Raw genomic sequence first — 15,801 nt, 5'->3', positions numbered from 1 at the left:
CTTAGACGGCCCTTCTTCATTCGGGAGAAGAGTTATGGAAGTCGTTTATTCGGATAGCGAAGAACGCAAGCCGGGCAAGCTGTACCGCTCCACCGGCAATTTCTTCGGCGTCATCTCCGGCGCAACACACGTGACGGTCGAGGGTGATCATCCCAACATCGTCGAGGCGTACCGCAAGGCAGGCATCAAAGTCGAGACCGATAGCGATCCCGAGGAAACCGACCCGCACAAGATGAACGTGCCTGAGCTGAAGGAGTGGCTCACCGCCAAGGGCATCGAGTTCGACGCCAGCGCGAAGAAGCCCGAGCTGCAAGCTCTGATCCCGCAGGAGTAAGCCATGACTGACTTCATCACCGTTGCCGATGTGAACGAGAAGCTCGGGGCGGGCTGGGCTGGCACCGGTGATGCGGTCCTTGCCGTGGCCATGGCCAATGCCTGGCTCACGGCCAAGATCAAGCGCACGGTGCCCGAGGCGGTGCCGGACGCAATCGTGACCGCCGGCGCGCAGGTCGCCAAGCTGGCCGCCGAGGGCAAGCTCTACAAGGACACGCAGCGCGAGGTGCAGAGCAAGACGGTGTCGGCCCAGTCCGGAACCTCGACCAGCAAGACCTACGTTGCGGGCTCCGTCGAGCGTTCCACCGGTGAGAACTTCGCCTTGGACCTCATCGCGCCCTGGACCCGCCGGTCGGGCACCGTGATGCTCAAGAGGATCTGACCATGGGCATGCGTGAGGAGCTACAGGCCGACCTAGCCGAAGCCTTCGATGATCCCGATGGTCTGGCCGATGCGGTGAAGCCGGTTCTCGGCAGTCGCACGGTGAAGGGCGGGTATGACCCGGAGCTCGGCGGCACAGTGCCTGCCTCGACCATTCGCTACTCAGGCCGCGGCGTGTTCGGCAGCTACCTTGCCAAGGAGATCGACGGGTCTCGCATCCAGACCGAGGACGTGAAACTGCTGGCGCTGCAGAACGAGCTGTTCGAAGAGCGGGACGGTCTGGTTACTGAAGCCCCGGCCTCGCCCAAAATCGGCGACCAAATCAGCGGCTACCGAACGCTCAATGTGTCCGAAGACCCAGCCCAAGCCACCTGGACCATTCAGCTGAGGAAATGACCATGCCGCGCGGCTCACACATGACCCAGCGATACGGCGGGCTTGAGGGCGGATTCGCCGAGAGCATCCGGGCGTTCGCCGAGCAGGCCGAGCAGGCGCTGGACGCTACCTTCCGCGAGATCGTGATCGAGATCGGCAGCAGCGTGATACGTATGTCGCCAGTCGGCAACCCGGAGCTGTGGGCGGCCAACGTAGCACACCGGACCAAGGCCACCAGGGCAGCCGATGACTACGACTTCAAGGTCGCGGTGCGCAACACCCTGATCAACTTGAATCAGGACAACTTCACAAAGGCCGGCAAGCTGCGCAAGGGCGTGAAGTATGCCAAGCCACTCACCAAGACCGAGCGCGAGCAGAACTTCGCCACCAATGGCCTGGTAGCAGGTCTGGGCTACGTCGGCGGGCGTTTCCGAGGCAACTGGCAGTTCTCTATCGACTCACCGGCTACCGAAGAGCTCGACCGCATTGATCCGTCTGGCAGTCAGGCGGTTGCCGACCTGATTACCCAGGTTCAGGCGCTAACCATAGGACAGACAGCCTATATCGTGAACAACCTTCCTTACGCCATCCCACTCGAATACGGCCACTCAACCCAGGCGCCAAGAGGCATGGTCAGGGTGACGCTGGATCGCTTTCAGGGAATCGTTGACGAAGCTATCAGGAACAATCGCGTATGAGCCAAGCACGAGCCAGACAGGCCATCGAGATCAAGCTGATGGCTTGGGCCACGGCGCGCCCAATTCGGGTCGCGAACTTCGAGCAGGGTTTCGAGGCTGGGCCCGATGAAACCTACCTGCAGGCTTTCCAACTACCGGCCAGTACCATCTGCCGCTACCTGGGAGGGGAGGCTTACGAATATAGCGGGATTTACCAGGTCAGCATTGTTTGCCCGGCTGGCCAGCCACTGGGCATTGCCGAGAGCCTGGTCGGTGAGCTTTCGAGCCTCTTCAGGGTGGACTCGGAGCTCAGCCGCAGCGGATTCGAGGGCCTAGTCACCGAGCCAGTTGATCAGGGCCCAACCATCACCGAGTCGGCGACCTACACGGTCCCGGCCAGCTTCACCTACCGCGGTGTCGCGGACCAGTTACTCCTTTAGCGGCCCTGTCCTGGGAGCAACCAATTACGCAGCCTAGGCCCGTACAGCCGAACGGTGGATGTTCGCTCATCCGTCCGCCCTGGCTGCGTATCTATTCGCCAGATGAACGAGGTGTCACAGATGATCGAGAACAACGTCATTCCGTTTCACTACCAAGGCCAGGCCGTCCGCTTCAACAGCGATGGCTGGATTAATGCAACCGACGTGGCCAGGCGGTTCGGCAAGAAGCCGATCAAATGGCTAGAGCTACCAAGCACCAAGAGCTACATGGCAGCCCTCGAGCGCCATCTTTGTCATGAGGTCCGAAAATCGGACTTCAAGCTGGTCGAGGCCATTCGAGGTCGGCGCGCTGGAACCTGGCTTCATCCAAAGCTTGCCGTGGCCTTCGCCCGTTGGCTGGACGACGACTTCGCCGTCTGGGCCGACCTGCACATCGACGCCCTGCTGCGCGGCGAGCTCAACGAGAAGCAGCAGTTTGATCGCGCCTGCCGTGCTCTCGACGACGCCCAGCAGGTCGCCAGCCTCTCAGGCCGCGAACTCGCACGCTGGAAAGGCCGCAAGCCTGCGCTTGAGTACCAGGTCGATTACTGGCGTGAGCAGCTGCAAATGACCCTCGGCCTTGATGCCGCTTAACTGGAGAGAGAAACGATGCAGAGCGCCGACTACGTGCCGGGGGTGCGAGGCATTCGCCTTAACCTCAAGACTGGCTCATTTGAAATCAACAGCGGTGGCGTGCCCGTCGGCAGTCTGCTCAGCGAACCGCAGACGATCACCGTGACCGCAGGCGAATGGGCCGATAGCGACATGCCGACCAATGCGATCGAGCGGTACCGGTTCATTGGAGACAAGTTGATGGAAGTCCCTTGCCAGTACCGGGATAGCGCAGAGTTCTCAACTGAGGACGCATCTTTCGACAGCGACGGCTCCGATGTCCGCACCCGGCTCACCTACCAGCGACTGGAGACTGCTGAAGAGGCCAAGGCCAGGGCATCACTTCCCGCCGATTCGGTAGTGATCAGCGATCGCGGCGACGTGACCATCACCTCCAGAGGGCGAGTCGTTGTTCGCCTGGGTTGCTGGAATGATGACGAAAAAGGTCACGTGCCGCGTCGGAGCGGTTCGCAGGACCAGCACTGGGCTGCTACCTCCGGTATTGGGGTTGATGTTGAAACTTCCGATCAGCTTGTGGAAAGGCTGGCCTCCTGCATTGAGCCGCTCAAATTCGAGATCATCGACCCGATTGATCAGATCCGCCGAGTCATTCGTGAAGAGCTGCGGCCAGGCGGCCTTTTGCATCGCCGCTGATCAAAACACCACCTAAACCCGCCGCGTGCGGGCTTTTCGTTTCTACCCAAGAGGAAAACACCATGGCCGCACGCTTCCCGCTGCCAAACGGCGCTATCGTTGAGATCGCCGCGACCCTGGGGGCCGCTGTCCCCTTCACCGCAATCACCAACGCGGCGCCGCCCGTGCTCAGTGCAGAAGGCCACGCCCTGACTGAGGACGACGTGGTTCTGATCGACTCCGGTTGGGCCAAGCTCACCGACCGTGCTGCGCGGGTCGTGAATCCGCTGACCGACAGCTTCGGCCTGGGCAGCATCAGCACCGCCGATACCGACATCTTTACCCCTGGCGCCGGCCTGGGTTCTGTAATCCCGGTCACCGACTGGGTGCAGATCTCCAAGGTCACTGGCTTCACCCCGTCCGGCGGCGAACAGCAATTCCTGACCGTGGGCTACCTGGAGGACGACGACGACCGCCAGATGCCGACCAACCGCAACCCGATCAGCCTGGCCATCGTGGTCGAGGACCAGCCCACCGCAGCCTACGTCGGCGCCGTCGAGGGCTTCGACGAGTCCAAGGAACTTACCGTGGTTCGCCTGAAGCTGCGCAACGGTGACCAGATCCTCTATCCGGGCTACGTCAGCATCACCACCACCCCGACCATGGAGCGGAACAACATCATGACCCGCACCATCAGCGTCGGCCTTTCCGGTCGCCCGCTGCGCTACCTGGCCGTCTAAGGAGTCACCATGCCGAAGATCAAAATCGCGCAGAACCCGACATTTACCGCTGTGGTGCAGGTTCCGCGTATTGGCCGCGAGCCGGAGCCGGTGGAGTTCCAGTTCCGCTACATGGACCGCGTGGCCCTGTCCTCGATGTTTGATCGCTGGAACAAGGCGCGTGACGCCTGGGCGGCGAAGGCCCAGAAGGACGGGGCAACCTGGGAGGAGGTCACCACCGGGGAAATCGCTCTGCAGGCCGAGCAGCTGGGCGAGATCGTCACTGGTTGGGACCTGGAGGACGAGTTCAGCGCCGAGGCCATCACCGACCTGGTGCGCACCTGCACCGGCGCTCCGAAGGCGGTCATCGACGCCTACCAGGCCGCCTACAGCCCGGCCCGCCTGGGAAACTGAAGGCGGCGGCGCGGGCACTGTACGAGCAGGGACCGTCCGCCGAGCAGTTGGCCGCACTAGGTCTGACGCTGGATGACATCGAGGTGGAAGAGGTGGAGGTCTGGCCAGACGCTTGGCTCGGCTTCTGTCTATTCGAGGCCCTGGGCACCCAGTGGCGCCTTGGGCCGGGCGGACCTTCCGGGCTTGACTACGCAGCCATCCCGGCGGTGGCACGGATGATGGACATCAAACGCAGCCAGCTGGCTGACGTCTTCCCAGATATCCGAATCATGGAGCGTGAAGCTCTGGCCATTATGGCAGAGGCGGCGGAGTAGGGCTGATCCATAGAAATCAGGGTGCCCGGCTCGCCATGGCGTCGGGAGCGTCTGATCTTGCGTCATAGAGACGCTGAATGAAGCGGCTCAGCCGCAGGAGACAATGATGCAAGCAGAACAGCAGTTTATTTTGAAGTGCCTGGACTCGATGGCGTTGTCCTTGGCCGATCACGGTCATCATTGGACCACCGAACAGCGCCAGGCATACGAGGCGAGCGTGATCTACCTCACTTCTGACGGTTGTAAGGAGACTGATTCGTCGGTTTCAGGCTGACCCCCAGCTCAGCCGCTTTGCTGTAAAAAGAGGCTTCGGACCTCCCCAGCTTCAGGCCGATTACTCGAGTGGGAGTGTTTCCGGCGGCAGGACTGCGCAGCTGTGCTACTTCTGCCGCTGTCCACTCTTTCCCGCTGTTCGTCGGTTGTTTTGCCATAGCGTTACTCCGTCGTCGTCTGGAGGCACAACGCTACTACGCCGCCGTCCGAGCCAGGTACTGGCTTTCCGTCCAGGGTGGATGGGAGGACAGGGTGGTGCGCGTGATGATAGCGTGGCAGGCTCCATGGTTTAGTCGAGCAGAGAGGTGTCGTCAGGTGATCAGCGAGGATGAGAGGCGGGGTCGGTGCATCAAAGGTATGGGGGATGCTCTTGGGGCTATGTATTGCGACCTCAACGATCACCTAGTGGACGTTCTTTTGTTGTGGGAGCAATTTGAGCAGCTTTTCGGTGCAGATGAAGAGACAGTGCAGGTCTTGAACAGTGCAGCGCCTACTTTCTTTGGTGTTGTGCAGGCACAGTTCTTAGATTCAGTGATGCTCGGGATATCAAGGCTTACCGATTCGCCGGTCAACTCATGTCAGAAAAACCTTTCCATTCGATCGATCCCGCCGCTTGTCAGTGATTTAAACCTCCGCGATCAGGTGGACGGTGCGATCCAGATAGCGTTGGCGGATACGAAATTCGCGCGCGACCATCGCAACAAACGTATTGCTCACACTGATCTTTTACATGTTCAAGGGTGTGCCGCTAAACGACTTCCTCCTGCGAATCGCCAAAAAATCAAGGCTGGCTTGGAATCAATCTGCGCGGTTCTCGAGATTCTCAATGGACACTACCTGCAGTCAGAATTTGCCTACGACACTCTCATCTACGGAGGAGGCGCTGGTAGTGTGGTCGCCCTCTTGAGGGATGGTCTGAAGCATCAGGACTGTGAGGTCGAATACTAATCTGTAAGCCCAGCCCCGCGCTGGGCTTATTGCGTCTGTCGCCGATTGTTACCAAGGCGCTACCAGCTTTGCCATTTCGCACAGGCGAAATAGGTGATCACCTTGAGCAGCAGGCTCGCTTTCGATAAGGCTGGCCACCATTTCCAGTCGATTGCAGTCCCACTCGGTTAGGGGCGGGCTTAGGGAAATCAATAGTTCGCAGAGCCGATTGCTGTCGGCTCCGGTTCCTTCGAACGCATCATGAATGGTCATCCGCGCATCGAAGATATCGTCAGGGTTGCGACGCCCATCGCTCGCAGCCTGGCGCAGCAGAGTGGCTCGTTCCTGAGCTGTTTTTGGCATCCATTCATCCTTGGCAAGAAGCCCAGCATAAAGCCGGGCTCGGAGTTACCTGCGGAGCAACAGGTTAAGTCCAGGCGTCGTGCTCTTCGCACCAGTCGTGGAGGATGATGATCTGCTCCAACTCGTACGAGGCACGGAAGAGGTCGCCTGTCTGGCCTTTGCCAGAAAAGTTTCCGAGTGAGTTCATGACAGCACAGTTCAGCAGGAACTCATGAGCCATGTCGTTTCGGTGCTTCACGACGCTTCCCAGATACTCAATGAAATCCAGTCGGATGCCGTGTTTTTTGAGCTCTTTCTTGGTTTGACCCAAGGTAAGCCGCTGCATATCTTCAAGCGGAATTTGAAATTTTCGGTGGAGCAGGCCTTTCAGGCCGAACTCAAGGAGCTGTGCCTTGCCCATATAAATGGCGTACTGCTCCAGGAAGCTAAGGCCTTTCTGTTCGTCCAGCTTCGTGAGCACCTTCTTCTGGATTTCTTCCTTCGACAGCGGTTGGGGATCGCTCATGATCGTCCTTGGAAATGAATGAGATTTTGGAGCGGCGCTTGGCCGGGCTTGGGGCTACTCGCCGTCATCCGGCTCTCGGCTTTCCTTGATTTGGCGCCTCAGGCTGGCGGCGAACTCGGGGCTTTCTTTGATCATTCGCAGCCCCCAGAGCAACGTATCCGACACGATGTCGCCCAGTGGCTTCCCAGTCTCTTCCGCCGCCTTCTGGAGCAGCTCAAAGGCAGATCGGTCGATGGTCAGCGGCAAGTCTTCGCCGCCCACCTCCTCAAGGATCAGTGTCACGGTTTTCGATTCCTGATCCACGTCCTGGAGATCATCTATGGTCACGCCCAGGGCCTCGGATAGCTTTACAAGCGCCGACAGGCGAGGAGATGAGGTGCCAGTCTCGTACCGGCCGATCTGAGGGACGCTTATTCCAGAAGCTTTTGCCAAGTCCTTTTGAGTCATTCCTGCATCAGCGCGGAGACGGACCAGTCTGGAGGGAAAGCCTTTGGGATGGCGCATGGTGATTCCACAGTTTGCTATGGAATGCATGATGTCCGCGAAACTCATTTATCGCAAGAGATGATGGGAAATGATGTTGACTAGAAATCAAACATGATGCCTAATGATGTCAAGTGATGGGTGGAGAGCAGCATGAACCAGCAGGCAAAGGCTCGATACCCCCTAAGCCTCGGGGCGTCAGTTAAAGCAGTAGTAGAGACAGAGGCCAAGAAGAATCGTCGAAGCTTGAACGCGGAGCTCGGCTTGTTGATCGAGGAGGGCCTGAAGTGGCGGGAAATGCAAAGCAAGCAGGCAGTAGCCTGAAAACGAAGAAGCCCCAGTGCGGGAACACTGAGGCTTCGGATATCAACGCAGTAATCGATCAGGAAAACAACGTCATGGCCAATACTACCACAGTGGTTGACATGCGCAAATTCGTGGAGGCGCGTGACGGCAAAGCCTTCACCACTACCCACCAAGTCGCCACTGCTTTCGAAAAGCTGCACAACCATGTGCTGGCCAAGGTGAGAGCACTGGATTGTTCTGATCAATTTTTAACCGACAACTTTTCGTCGGTTCAATTTGAGCATCGTGGAAACACCTACGAAGCCTTCGAAATGACCAAGGACGGCTTCATGTTCTTGGTGATGGGCTTCACTGGCGCCAAGGCCGCCGCGATCAAGGAAGGTTACATCTTCGCCTTCAACGAGATGGCGAAGCGACTGAGCCTGAAGCCGGATGTGCTCGTAGGTGATTTGGTTGGTGCCGTGATCGGCAGTAGCGGTGAAGTGGTTCTGGATCGCGTTATAGACCAGAAAGCAGCTGCTCTGCCTGTCGCGCTCCGTCGAAGCTTTAAACACACCATGAAGAGTCGCTTGCGCACACGTTTCAACGTTCAGAAAACCGCCCTTATCCCAGCGGAGGAGCTGCCGAACGCCTGCAACTTCGTCGCAGCCTACGCTCTTGAGGGCGAATTGCTGACGAAGCGCGAACAGGTCGAGATCGTAGGAGGTCCGCAAAAGCGATACTTGGTTGCCTTCAACAACAAAGGCGAGCAAACGGTTGAGGAAATCCCGCATGACGCTTACGTGCTTTCTCAGCACGAGCTGATGGAGGGCATGGTTGCTACCCCGGGTGATGTTCCTGTCTCGGTACCTGACATGTTCAATTTTCTGATGGCAGCTGTCGTGAACCTGAAAAGCCGGTACGAGCACATGACCCGTAGGACTGGGAAATGAGCATGGAGCTTCTGACCCTGAGCATCAAGGGCACCTCTCCTCTGATGATGCACTCTGACAAGCTGGCTAACCCGCTGCACCCGGCCACGAAGGCGCATCGGGAGCTCACCAGCAAGCGCAAAAAAGTTGATGACGATCACGTCGCCATCGCGAAGTCCGAGTTCATTGCTGGCGCCTATTTCGATGCGCGCGCAGGCATTCACATACCTGGAGCGAACTTCGACGCCACTTTCTTGGCTGGCGCGAAGCTTCAAAAGCTCGGCACGCACTGGAAGCGTGGCGCACTGGTGATGACGGACAAGGCATTGCTGGAGTTCGACGGACCGGATACGCCGGAGGCGCTATGGGAGGATCAGCGCTTCGTCGACTGCCGCGGCGTCAAGGTTGGACAGGCCAAGATCATGCGGTATCGGCCGATCTTCCTCGACTGGGCCTGCCAGCTTGAGGTGGCGATCAATACCGATGTGCTGGACCTTCAGGAGGTCAAGAAGGCCATCGAAGACTCCGGAAAGCTGATCGGTGTCTGTGAGTACCGCCCGCGCTTCGGGCGCTTCGAGGTAGCCTATGTCTGAGGTCACCAAGTATCCGGCTCACAAGCAGGTCGTGGAGGACTTTCTGGCGCAGTTCAAGTACGGAGATCTCGTCGGTCATGACTGGCTGGAGGCGCGCTTCGGCATGCCGTCGATGAGTGAGTCCAAGTCTCTGACGGTCGAGCAGTTCCGCGACCGGCAGTTCGAATGGCTGGCCAATGTCGAAGCGTTCAAGGCTGAATTGCTGCGCGATCACCAGGTCTGTCTGCAGTCGGTGCGTGGACGGGGCTACCGCTGGGTTCCGCCGCATGAGCAAACCGGTGTTGCAATGGAAGAACTGGGGCGTAACGTGCGCAAGGTGTTCCGCAGCACCGGACAGAAGCTGCGGCACTTGCGGATCACTGAGCTGACGGACGAGCAGCGGCGTGACAATCTGGACCAGGTCGCGAAATTCTCGGCGTTGCGCGGGATGACAGGCAAAGCGCTGCGATGATTTCACAGCGTACAGCGCATCCAGAGGGTGCGTTGTGCGGTGGCGACAGTCACTAAATGGCACGGTGTGCTCTGGTCTGCTCAGGTCAGGCGGGGTGGGGTCAGGTCTGCCAAGGTGAGGCATGGGCCGTAAACGGCATCGAGAGGGCACCTTCGGGTGCCTTTTCTTTTTGGATTCGTCACTCAGTTTGGTGCTGACGCCATGCGATGGTAGATTCCCCTCATCAACAAGGAGAGCATCCATGGCGGAACAAGCCAGCCCTGTGGCAGCATTCATCATGCTGATCGTAGTATTCGTGATTTATTTTTTGCCGACGTTTGTGGCCGCGAAGCGAGGTCACCCGAACGGGACATCAATTTTCTTACTTGATCTCTTTTTGGGTTGGACCTTCATAGGCTGGCTAGCCGCCTTAATCTGGTCCGCCTCAGCGATTAAGAAAACTGCAGAGATCTATTCAAGCGAAACCTCACCAGTCGCTCTGGACCGCTTTCAGAAGCTTGAGAAACTCGCCAAATTGAAGGAAAGCGGCCACCTAACCCAAGAAGAGTTCGAGTCTGAAAAGGCCAGGCTCCTAAAGGCTGACTAATCACATTTCAGTAAAAACCCGCTGCGGCGGGTTTTTTTATGCCTGGAGGAAAGCATGACAACCATTGCGGAGCTCGGTATTCGAGTTGACTCTGGGGATGCCGTGGGCGCTGCCGCGGATCTGGATCGCCTTGTTGACGCTGGCAGTAGAGCAGAGAAAGCCGCCGCTGGGGTCGAGCAAAGCGCCAAGAAGGCTGGACAGGCGCTCAAGGAACAGGCTGGCGACGTATCCGCTCTGCTAGGTGAGATCGACCCGACCACAAAGGCGCTTGGCAGGCTAGATGATCTAGAAAAACGACTGTCTCAGCAGCGAAAGCTCGGCAACCTTGATCCATCGACGTTCAATGAATACCGATCGAAGATTCAGCAATCTCGCGATGATTTAAGTCGCTTTGATGAGGCGCTTGGCAGAACTGGCGTTAGTGCCAAGCAAACTGCGGCGGCCATGCGAATGCTGCCCGCGCAGTTCAGCGACATTTTTGTAAGTTTGCAAGGAGGGCAGGCCCCGCTGACGGTTTTTTTGCAGCAAGGCGCACAAATTAAAGATTCGTTCGGCGGCATTGGGGCGGCGACTAAAGCGATGGGCGGCTATCTGCTGGAGCTCGTAAACCCAGCGACGGTCTCGGCTGCGGCCATTGCTGGATTAGGCTATGCCTTTTACGACGCTCAGAGAGAGATAGGGGCGTTCAGTCGCGCGATTTTCACGGGTGTGAACCGATCTGGTCAGACCGTCGACTCTCTAAATCAGATCGCTACTACCGTAGGAAAAGTTACCGGTAGTTTTGGAGGGGCTCGCGATGCGGTGATCTCGCTATCGTCAGGTCTGGCTGGCAGCTCTACCCAAATTCGAAACCTTGCTAGCGCTGCCGTAGCCATCAGCGAAATTACGGGCAAGGGTGTCGAGGATGTGGCAAGCGCGCTCGAGAAATCTGGGAAGAACGCCACCGATTCCGCTGCCAAGATCAGTGAGCAGTACGGTCTGCTGACGTTTGAGCAGTACGAGTTTATTAAGGCTCTTGATGACCAGGGTGAGCACCAGCGCGCACTTGACGTCCTCAGCGAGGATCTTAATACCGCTGCCCAAGAGCGATTGAGAAAGTATCGAGAATCTCTTTCCGATATCGAGAAGGATTGGAAATCGATCAAAAAAGCGATCAGCAATGCATACGCTGCGGTAAAAGCTGAAATTGCTCCGAACGAGGCGCAGCAGGTAGATATTGCTCGGCGAATTCTTGAGCGTCGACAGGAAGGCGGATTCCTAGGGTCGCTTTCTAACCTGTTCAGCTTCGGAGACAACTCGACGCAGTCCCTGAAAAAGTTGGTCTTGACCTCAGAGGAGAGGGCGCAAGCTGCTGAGCGTGAGACTCAGGCTCAAACGGAGCTTAGCAACGCGAATCGTGACCTCATCCGGATTAGCCGAGAGCTTGACAGTCAACTTGATAATGTCAGTCCGGCCAACAAACGAGCAGATGCTTACAAAAAGCTCAATGAGCAGTTCTTTGAGTTGATGTCTGCCGCTGCTCGCAGCGGAAAAGAAAGCCCTCTGCTGGAGGGTGTTCAATATGATGGAAAGAAGTTTTCCGGCGGTGCGTACGACATCTTGGCTGCCGGCATAGAGACGAGACTCAAGGACAAGAGGACTCCAACCTACCGGGAAGACGCCGGCACCAAGGCCCTAGACCAAGCCCGTCAGCAATACTCGGTGCTCCAGCAACAGAACACCCTCATCGGCGCCCAGGTTGGCGAGGTTCAGAAACTCGGCGAGGCCGGCCAGGCCCTGGTCAAATGGGAGCAACAACTCGCCGACATCAAGGACGAGAAGACCTTGACCGCCGACCAGAAGTCGCTTCTGGCCAATCAGGACCTGATCACTGCTCAGCTGAAGCGCAACGCTGCACTCGAGCGCGAAATGCAGCTGCGCAAGGTGGCTACCGAAGAGGCGCAGAAGCTTTCGGCCTTCGAGACCAACCTGAACAACCAGCTACAGCGTGATTCGGTGGGTCTGAGCAACGACCTTGCCGGAATGGGGCTTGGGGATGTCGCCCGCCAGCGCATGCAGGAGCGCTTTAGCATCGAGCAGCGATATCAGCAGCAGATGGACAACCTGCAGCAGCAGCGCAACGAGGGGCGGGTCAGCGAGAGCCTGTACCAGCGTGAAAACGCGGCCTTGCAGGACTCTCTCGACAAGCGCCTGGCCATGCAGGAGAAGTACTACGGCGACCTCGACACCGCGCAGGCTGATTGGTCTATCGGCGCGAGGGCTGCCTGGGCGAACTACCAAGAGCAGGCCATGAACGTCGCCGGCCAGATGCAGACCGCATTCACCTCCCTGTACGACGGGCTCACCGATGCCGCAGTGGAGTGGGCATTTGGCGCAGACGAGACCTTCGGCGACGTTGCAGTCAGCTTCGGCAAGATGCTGGCCAAGATGGCGCTTCAGGCTGCGGCATCGAGTGTGTTCTCCAGCATTTTCGGCACGGTTGCTACCGGCCTGATCGGCGCCAGCGTTGGCTCGGCGGCGTCTGCTGGTACGGCTGGCGGCGGGTTCGACTTCGGGTTGGGTAGTGCTTCTGCCGGGATGAGTTACACGCCGACGTTCTCCGATGGCGGCTACACCGGTCCTGGCGGCAAATACGAGCCGGCCGGCATCGTGCACCGCGACGAGTTCGTGATGCGCAAAGAAATCGTTCAGCAGCCAGGGATGCTTGAGTTCCTCGACTCGCTCAACACCAAAGGCTACGCCGACGGCGGCCTGGTCGGATCAGTGACGGCGAGACCGATCCCCAGCCAGATATCTGCAGCTGGCGGCTCAAACTCCGTGGTAGTCCAGCAGGAGATCTCTGTGGATGGCGGAGGCGGGCAGGCTGGCGGTGGGTCCGGTGATATGAGCGCAGTTGCCCAGGCCTATGCCAAGGCGGCCAAGGATGGCGCGCAGCAGGAGATCGCAAAGCAGCTGAAGCGCGGCGGCATGATCTGGACCGCGATCAACCGTCCGATGCGTTGAAAATAGGAGGGCCAGATGGCCGAACGATTCACTTGGAGGCCGAATCGTTCGGCCCCTGGCACTTTCCAAAACGCCGTGCGGTCAGCGAAATTCGGCAACGGCTACACGCAGACCGCCGGCGACGGCATCAACAACGAGACCCAGTCCTGGGATCTCACGTTCACGGGGAGGAAAGCCAAGATCGCTGCGATCCTGAATTTCCTTCGCGCCCAGAAGGGCTACAAGCCCTTCATTTGGAAGACGCCATTCGACGGCGACCTCTATTTCCTCTGCAACACCTACCAGCCGACCGATCAGGGCGGTGATATGTGGTCGCTTACCGCAACCTTCCAACAGACCCACCAGGTGACCTGATGGCCGAGAGCATTTACGAGGACATCCAGAAGCTCACGCCCGGGCAGTATGTCGAGCTGTACGAGATGGACCTGACGAACCTGGGCGGCGATATCTACTACTTCCACGGCTACACGCAGGTCGGCCCGATCTACTGGCAAGGCATGGAGTACACGCCCTGGCCCATCAAGATCGAGGGCATGGGGATGACCGGCGAGGGGCAGCAGAACAGCCCGACCCTCTCGGTCGGCAACGTCTCCGGGCTCCTGACGGCGCTCTGCCGGATCTACGACGACTTGGTGGACGCGAAGATCGTCAGGCATCGCACCATGGGGCGCTTCCTTGACGCTGCGAATTTTCCCGGCGGCAACCCAGAGGCTGATCCAGATGAGCACTTTGCCGACGACATCTACACGATCGACCAGAAGCAGTCGGGCGACAGTGAGCTGATGGTCTTCGTACTCAAGTCCCCCTTGATCGCCTCTGACCGCAAGCTGCCCGGCCGGCAGATCGTGGCCAACTGCTGCCAGTGGCTGACCATTGGCGGGTACCGTGGCGTGTACTGTGGCTACACCGGTTCGAACTACGCCACAGACAAAGACGTCCAGACAGACGACCCAGAGCAAGACATGTGCTCTGGTACGCTCACCGGCTGCAAGCTGCGCTTCGGCGCGAACAACCCGCTGCGATACGGCAGCTTCCCCTCCGCAGGCAACTGAGGTCTCCCATGAAGCTCTCCCAGGCTGTCATCGACGCCATGTACCAGCACGCCCGCGAGAAAGCTCCTGAGGAATGCTGCGGCTTGATCCTGAAGGTAGGCAGGAAGTCGTCGTATTGGCCGTGCCCCAATGCTGCGCCCGATCCGAAGGCAGATTTCCGGATTTCTGCCGAGGACTGGGCAGAGGCTGAGGACCTTGGCGTGGTTGCCGCAATCGTGCACAGCCACCCCGGCCAGTCGGCCAGGCTGAGTGCCGCGGACCGCACTTCCATGGAGGCCACCGCGCTGCCCTGGGTGATCATCGAGGTTCGTGAAGGGCTACCGGTTTCGCACTTGGTGCACGAGCCCACCGGCTACCAGGCGCCACTCGTGGGCAGGCCGTTTCACCACGGCGTTTTGGACTGCTACACCCTGGTCCGCGACTACTACCAGCGAGAGCTGGGTATCACGCTGCCTGACTTCGAGCGCGAAGATGGATGGTGGGACAAGGGGCAGGACCTCTATGCCGACAACTTCGAGGGCGCGGGCTTCTATCCGGTTGATCCGGCTGATTTGCGCCAGGGCGACCTCATCGTCATGCAGGTTCGAGCCCAGAAGGCCAACCACGCCGGCGTGTACCTGGCTGATGGGATCCTGAAAACCGAACCTGAACATTACCCAGTGCCCGGCGGGATCCTGCACCACCTTTACGGTCGCGACTCCAAGCGCGATGTTTTTGGTGGGTTCTGGCGGGAGTCGGCCCGGTTCTTCATGCGACACAAGGATTCTCCCTATGGCTGAGCGCATCCGTACCATCCGCCTGTATGGCGAGCTTGGCCGTCTCTTTGGTCGGGTCCACTATCTGGCCGTGCACTCTTCAGCCGAGGCCGTCAGGGCTTTAGGTGTGCTGTTTCCAGGCTTCAATGAATACCTTGCGTCATCCAAGGACAAAGGCTTGGCTTTCGCCGTGTTCTACGGCAAACGGAATATCAGCAGGGACGAACTCGCCGACCCTCCGGGCGCGGCCGACATCAGGATCGCGCCCATCGTCCAAGGCAGCAAGAGTGGTGGCGGGCTGCAGATCGTTTTGGGTATCGCTCTCATCGCTGCGGCGACCATTGCGACTGGCGGCGTGGCTGGCTTGGCGTCTGCATCGGCCTGGGGCGGCGCGTTCACTGCGGGCGGACTTGCAGGCGCAACAGCCATGGTCGGCCTGTCCCTGGCCATTGGCGGGATCGCCCAGATGATCACTGGCACGCAAGCCCAAATCGACAGCAGCGAATCAGCCGACAACCGTCCCAGCTACAACTTCTCTGGCATCAAAAACACCATCACCCAGGGCAATCCGGTCCCTCTCTGCTACGGCGAGATGACCTCGGGTTCCGCCCAGCTATCACTTGGCATCCGCGCTGAAGACCAGCAATAGAGGCCCC

Annotated in this window: 25 protein-coding genes; 22 read left to right on the top strand and 3 right to left on the bottom strand. The window is 58.9% G+C overall.

The annotated features are described in order from the left end of the window. Positions 1 to 34: 34 nt before the first annotated feature. From KY379_RS17600 to KY379_RS17545, 12 genes are all read left to right on the top strand, one after another. Positions 35 to 334 carry a HeH/LEM domain-containing protein gene (locus tag KY379_RS17600; RefSeq protein WP_261240300.1) on the top strand — a complete coding sequence of 100 codons (300 nt, stop codon included), beginning with the start codon at positions 35 to 37 and terminating at the stop codon, positions 332 to 334. A 3-nt stretch (positions 335 to 337) separates the two neighbouring features. Continuing rightward, the gene (locus tag KY379_RS17595) at positions 338 to 715 is read left to right on the top strand and encodes a hypothetical protein (protein WP_261240301.1); all 378 of its coding nucleotides are present in this window, start codon (positions 338 to 340) and stop codon (positions 713 to 715) included. 2 nt (positions 716 to 717) lie between these two features. Further along, positions 718 to 1,110, top strand: a complete 393-nt coding sequence (locus tag KY379_RS17590; RefSeq protein ID WP_261240302.1) for a hypothetical protein — start codon at positions 718 to 720, stop codon at positions 1,108 to 1,110. Positions 1,111 to 1,112: 2 nt separating this feature from the next. After that, the gene (locus tag KY379_RS17585; protein WP_261240303.1) at positions 1,113 to 1,787 is read left to right on the top strand and encodes a hypothetical protein; all 675 of its coding nucleotides are present in this window, start codon (positions 1,113 to 1,115) and stop codon (positions 1,785 to 1,787) included. After that, positions 1,784 to 2,206 carry a DUF4128 domain-containing protein gene (locus KY379_RS17580; protein WP_261240305.1) on the top strand — a complete coding sequence of 141 codons (423 nt, stop codon included), beginning with the start codon at positions 1,784 to 1,786 and terminating at the stop codon, positions 2,204 to 2,206. Before KY379_RS17585 ends, KY379_RS17580 begins: the two co-directional genes overlap by 4 nt. Positions 2,207 to 2,326: 120 nt before the next feature. Further along, a complete protein-coding gene (locus KY379_RS17575) occupies positions 2,327 to 2,839 on the top strand; it encodes a KilA-N domain-containing protein (protein ID WP_261240307.1) in 513 nt (170 codons plus the stop codon). Positions 2,840 to 2,854: 15 nt separating this feature from the next. Then, positions 2,855 to 3,511 carry a hypothetical protein gene (locus tag KY379_RS17570; RefSeq protein WP_261240308.1) on the top strand — a complete coding sequence of 219 codons (657 nt, stop codon included), beginning with the start codon at positions 2,855 to 2,857 and terminating at the stop codon, positions 3,509 to 3,511. A 62-nt stretch (positions 3,512 to 3,573) separates the two neighbouring features. Next, positions 3,574 to 4,230: a phage tail protein gene (locus KY379_RS17565; protein ID WP_261240310.1), complete on the top strand. Its 657-nt coding sequence runs from the start codon at positions 3,574 to 3,576 to the stop codon at positions 4,228 to 4,230. Positions 4,231 to 4,239: 9 nt separating this feature from the next. Then, a complete protein-coding gene (locus KY379_RS17560; protein WP_261240311.1) occupies positions 4,240 to 4,623 on the top strand; it encodes a phage tail assembly chaperone in 384 nt (127 codons plus the stop codon). Between the two features lie 47 nt (positions 4,624 to 4,670). After that, entirely contained in the window at positions 4,671 to 4,937 is a 267-nt protein-coding gene (locus tag KY379_RS17555) for a DUF1799 domain-containing protein (RefSeq protein ID WP_261240312.1), read from the top strand. A 106-nt stretch (positions 4,938 to 5,043) separates the two neighbouring features. Beyond that, the gene (locus KY379_RS17550; RefSeq protein ID WP_261240314.1) at positions 5,044 to 5,211 is read left to right on the top strand and encodes a hypothetical protein; all 168 of its coding nucleotides are present in this window, start codon (positions 5,044 to 5,046) and stop codon (positions 5,209 to 5,211) included. Between the two features lie 314 nt (positions 5,212 to 5,525). Further along, positions 5,526 to 6,158: a hypothetical protein gene (locus tag KY379_RS17545; RefSeq protein ID WP_261240315.1), complete on the top strand. Its 633-nt coding sequence runs from the start codon at positions 5,526 to 5,528 to the stop codon at positions 6,156 to 6,158. Between the two features lie 48 nt (positions 6,159 to 6,206). Here the strand turns inward: KY379_RS17545 and KY379_RS17540 are convergent, their stop codons facing one another. From KY379_RS17540 to KY379_RS17530, 3 genes are all read right to left on the bottom strand, one after another. Next, on the bottom strand, positions 6,207 to 6,500 hold the full coding sequence (locus KY379_RS17540) for a hypothetical protein (RefSeq protein ID WP_261240316.1): 294 nt from the start codon (positions 6,498 to 6,500) through the stop codon (positions 6,207 to 6,209). A gap of 64 nt (positions 6,501 to 6,564) precedes the next feature. Further along, entirely contained in the window at positions 6,565 to 7,005 is a 441-nt protein-coding gene (locus KY379_RS17535) for a hypothetical protein (protein WP_261240318.1), read from the bottom strand. Between the two features lie 54 nt (positions 7,006 to 7,059). Then, a complete protein-coding gene (locus KY379_RS17530) occupies positions 7,060 to 7,509 on the bottom strand; it encodes a helix-turn-helix domain-containing protein (protein WP_261240320.1) in 450 nt (149 codons plus the stop codon). 132 nt (positions 7,510 to 7,641) lie between these two features. Between KY379_RS17530 and KY379_RS17525 the strand changes: the two genes are divergently transcribed. The 10 genes from KY379_RS17525 to KY379_RS17480 all read left to right on the top strand — a co-directional run bounded on the left by KY379_RS17525 (position 7,642) and on the right by KY379_RS17480 (position 15,794). Then, positions 7,642 to 7,812, top strand: coding sequence for a hypothetical protein (locus tag KY379_RS17525; RefSeq protein WP_261240321.1), 171 nt, complete (start codon positions 7,642 to 7,644; stop codon positions 7,810 to 7,812). 74 nt (positions 7,813 to 7,886) lie between these two features. Next, positions 7,887 to 8,726, top strand: coding sequence for a Rha family transcriptional regulator (locus KY379_RS17520; protein WP_261240323.1), 840 nt, complete (start codon positions 7,887 to 7,889; stop codon positions 8,724 to 8,726). After that, positions 8,723 to 9,298: a hypothetical protein gene (locus KY379_RS17515; protein ID WP_261240325.1), complete on the top strand. Its 576-nt coding sequence runs from the start codon at positions 8,723 to 8,725 to the stop codon at positions 9,296 to 9,298. The genes KY379_RS17520 and KY379_RS17515 overlap by 4 nt, the downstream gene beginning before the upstream one ends. Further along, positions 9,291 to 9,749 carry a hypothetical protein gene (locus KY379_RS17510; RefSeq protein ID WP_261240327.1) on the top strand — a complete coding sequence of 153 codons (459 nt, stop codon included), beginning with the start codon at positions 9,291 to 9,293 and terminating at the stop codon, positions 9,747 to 9,749. Before KY379_RS17515 ends, KY379_RS17510 begins: the two co-directional genes overlap by 8 nt. Before the next feature lie 241 nt (positions 9,750 to 9,990). Then, positions 9,991 to 10,335, top strand: coding sequence for a superinfection immunity protein (locus KY379_RS17505; RefSeq protein ID WP_261240328.1), 345 nt, complete (start codon positions 9,991 to 9,993; stop codon positions 10,333 to 10,335). Positions 10,336 to 10,389: 54 nt separating this feature from the next. Further along, positions 10,390 to 13,338, top strand: a complete 2,949-nt coding sequence (locus KY379_RS17500; protein WP_261240329.1) for a phage tail tape measure protein — start codon at positions 10,390 to 10,392, stop codon at positions 13,336 to 13,338. A 15-nt stretch (positions 13,339 to 13,353) separates the two neighbouring features. Next, positions 13,354 to 13,692, top strand: coding sequence for a phage tail protein (locus KY379_RS17495; RefSeq protein WP_133326718.1), 339 nt, complete (start codon positions 13,354 to 13,356; stop codon positions 13,690 to 13,692). Beyond that, positions 13,692 to 14,390: a phage minor tail protein L gene (locus KY379_RS17490; RefSeq protein WP_261240330.1), complete on the top strand. Its 699-nt coding sequence runs from the start codon at positions 13,692 to 13,694 to the stop codon at positions 14,388 to 14,390. The genes KY379_RS17495 and KY379_RS17490 overlap by 1 nt, the downstream gene beginning before the upstream one ends. A gap of 8 nt (positions 14,391 to 14,398) precedes the next feature. Beyond that, positions 14,399 to 15,169: a C40 family peptidase gene (locus KY379_RS17485; protein ID WP_261240331.1), complete on the top strand. Its 771-nt coding sequence runs from the start codon at positions 14,399 to 14,401 to the stop codon at positions 15,167 to 15,169. After that, a complete protein-coding gene (locus KY379_RS17480; RefSeq protein WP_261240332.1) occupies positions 15,162 to 15,794 on the top strand; it encodes a tail assembly protein in 633 nt (210 codons plus the stop codon). The genes KY379_RS17485 and KY379_RS17480 overlap by 8 nt, the downstream gene beginning before the upstream one ends. Positions 15,795 to 15,801 lie beyond the last annotated feature (7 nt).

Origin of the sequence: Pseudomonas sp. HD6422 (assembly GCF_025377065.1) — a bacterium.
GTDB classification, from domain to species: domain Bacteria; phylum Pseudomonadota; class Gammaproteobacteria; order Pseudomonadales; family Pseudomonadaceae; genus Aquipseudomonas; species Aquipseudomonas putida_U.
This window is presented reverse-complemented; position numbering and strand designations above follow the sequence as displayed.

What these genes read in the sequence shown, in the direction of transcription:
- KY379_RS17480 (WP_261240332.1), top strand. Translation starts at nt 15,162, where the DNA reads ATGGCTGAGCGCATCCGTACCATCCGCCTGTATGGCGAGCTTGGCCGT.
- KY379_RS17500 (WP_261240329.1), top strand. Translation starts at nt 10,390, where the DNA reads ATGACAACCATTGCGGAGCTCGGTATTCGAGTTGACTCTGGGGATGCC.
- KY379_RS17535 (WP_261240318.1), bottom strand. Translation starts at nt 7,005, where the DNA reads ATGAGCGATCCCCAACCGCTGTCGAAGGAAGAAATCCAGAAGAAGGTG.
- KY379_RS17575 (WP_261240307.1), top strand. Translation starts at nt 2,327, where the DNA reads ATGATCGAGAACAACGTCATTCCGTTTCACTACCAAGGCCAGGCCGTC.
- KY379_RS17515 (WP_261240325.1), top strand. Translation starts at nt 8,723, where the DNA reads ATGAGCATGGAGCTTCTGACCCTGAGCATCAAGGGCACCTCTCCTCTG.
- KY379_RS17540 (WP_261240316.1), bottom strand. Translation starts at nt 6,500, where the DNA reads ATGCCAAAAACAGCTCAGGAACGAGCCACTCTGCTGCGCCAGGCTGCG.
- KY379_RS17560 (WP_261240311.1), top strand. Translation starts at nt 4,240, where the DNA reads ATGCCGAAGATCAAAATCGCGCAGAACCCGACATTTACCGCTGTGGTG.
- KY379_RS17495 (WP_133326718.1), top strand. Translation starts at nt 13,354, where the DNA reads ATGGCCGAACGATTCACTTGGAGGCCGAATCGTTCGGCCCCTGGCACT.
- KY379_RS17565 (WP_261240310.1), top strand. Translation starts at nt 3,574, where the DNA reads ATGGCCGCACGCTTCCCGCTGCCAAACGGCGCTATCGTTGAGATCGCC.
- KY379_RS17490 (WP_261240330.1), top strand. Translation starts at nt 13,692, where the DNA reads ATGGCCGAGAGCATTTACGAGGACATCCAGAAGCTCACGCCCGGGCAG.
- KY379_RS17520 (WP_261240323.1), top strand. Translation starts at nt 7,887, where the DNA reads ATGGCCAATACTACCACAGTGGTTGACATGCGCAAATTCGTGGAGGCG.
- KY379_RS17525 (WP_261240321.1), top strand. Translation starts at nt 7,642, where the DNA reads ATGAACCAGCAGGCAAAGGCTCGATACCCCCTAAGCCTCGGGGCGTCA.
- KY379_RS17580 (WP_261240305.1), top strand. Translation starts at nt 1,784, where the DNA reads ATGAGCCAAGCACGAGCCAGACAGGCCATCGAGATCAAGCTGATGGCT.
- KY379_RS17590 (WP_261240302.1), top strand. Translation starts at nt 718, where the DNA reads ATGGGCATGCGTGAGGAGCTACAGGCCGACCTAGCCGAAGCCTTCGAT.
- KY379_RS17530 (WP_261240320.1), bottom strand. Translation starts at nt 7,509, where the DNA reads ATGCGCCATCCCAAAGGCTTTCCCTCCAGACTGGTCCGTCTCCGCGCT.
- KY379_RS17485 (WP_261240331.1), top strand. Translation starts at nt 14,399, where the DNA reads ATGAAGCTCTCCCAGGCTGTCATCGACGCCATGTACCAGCACGCCCGC.
- KY379_RS17550 (WP_261240314.1), top strand. Translation starts at nt 5,044, where the DNA reads ATGCAAGCAGAACAGCAGTTTATTTTGAAGTGCCTGGACTCGATGGCG.
- KY379_RS17510 (WP_261240327.1), top strand. Translation starts at nt 9,291, where the DNA reads ATGTCTGAGGTCACCAAGTATCCGGCTCACAAGCAGGTCGTGGAGGAC.
- KY379_RS17600 (WP_261240300.1), top strand. Translation starts at nt 35, where the DNA reads ATGGAAGTCGTTTATTCGGATAGCGAAGAACGCAAGCCGGGCAAGCTG.
- KY379_RS17570 (WP_261240308.1), top strand. Translation starts at nt 2,855, where the DNA reads ATGCAGAGCGCCGACTACGTGCCGGGGGTGCGAGGCATTCGCCTTAAC.
- KY379_RS17505 (WP_261240328.1), top strand. Translation starts at nt 9,991, where the DNA reads ATGGCGGAACAAGCCAGCCCTGTGGCAGCATTCATCATGCTGATCGTA.
- KY379_RS17595 (WP_261240301.1), top strand. Translation starts at nt 338, where the DNA reads ATGACTGACTTCATCACCGTTGCCGATGTGAACGAGAAGCTCGGGGCG.
- KY379_RS17585 (WP_261240303.1), top strand. Translation starts at nt 1,113, where the DNA reads ATGCCGCGCGGCTCACACATGACCCAGCGATACGGCGGGCTTGAGGGC.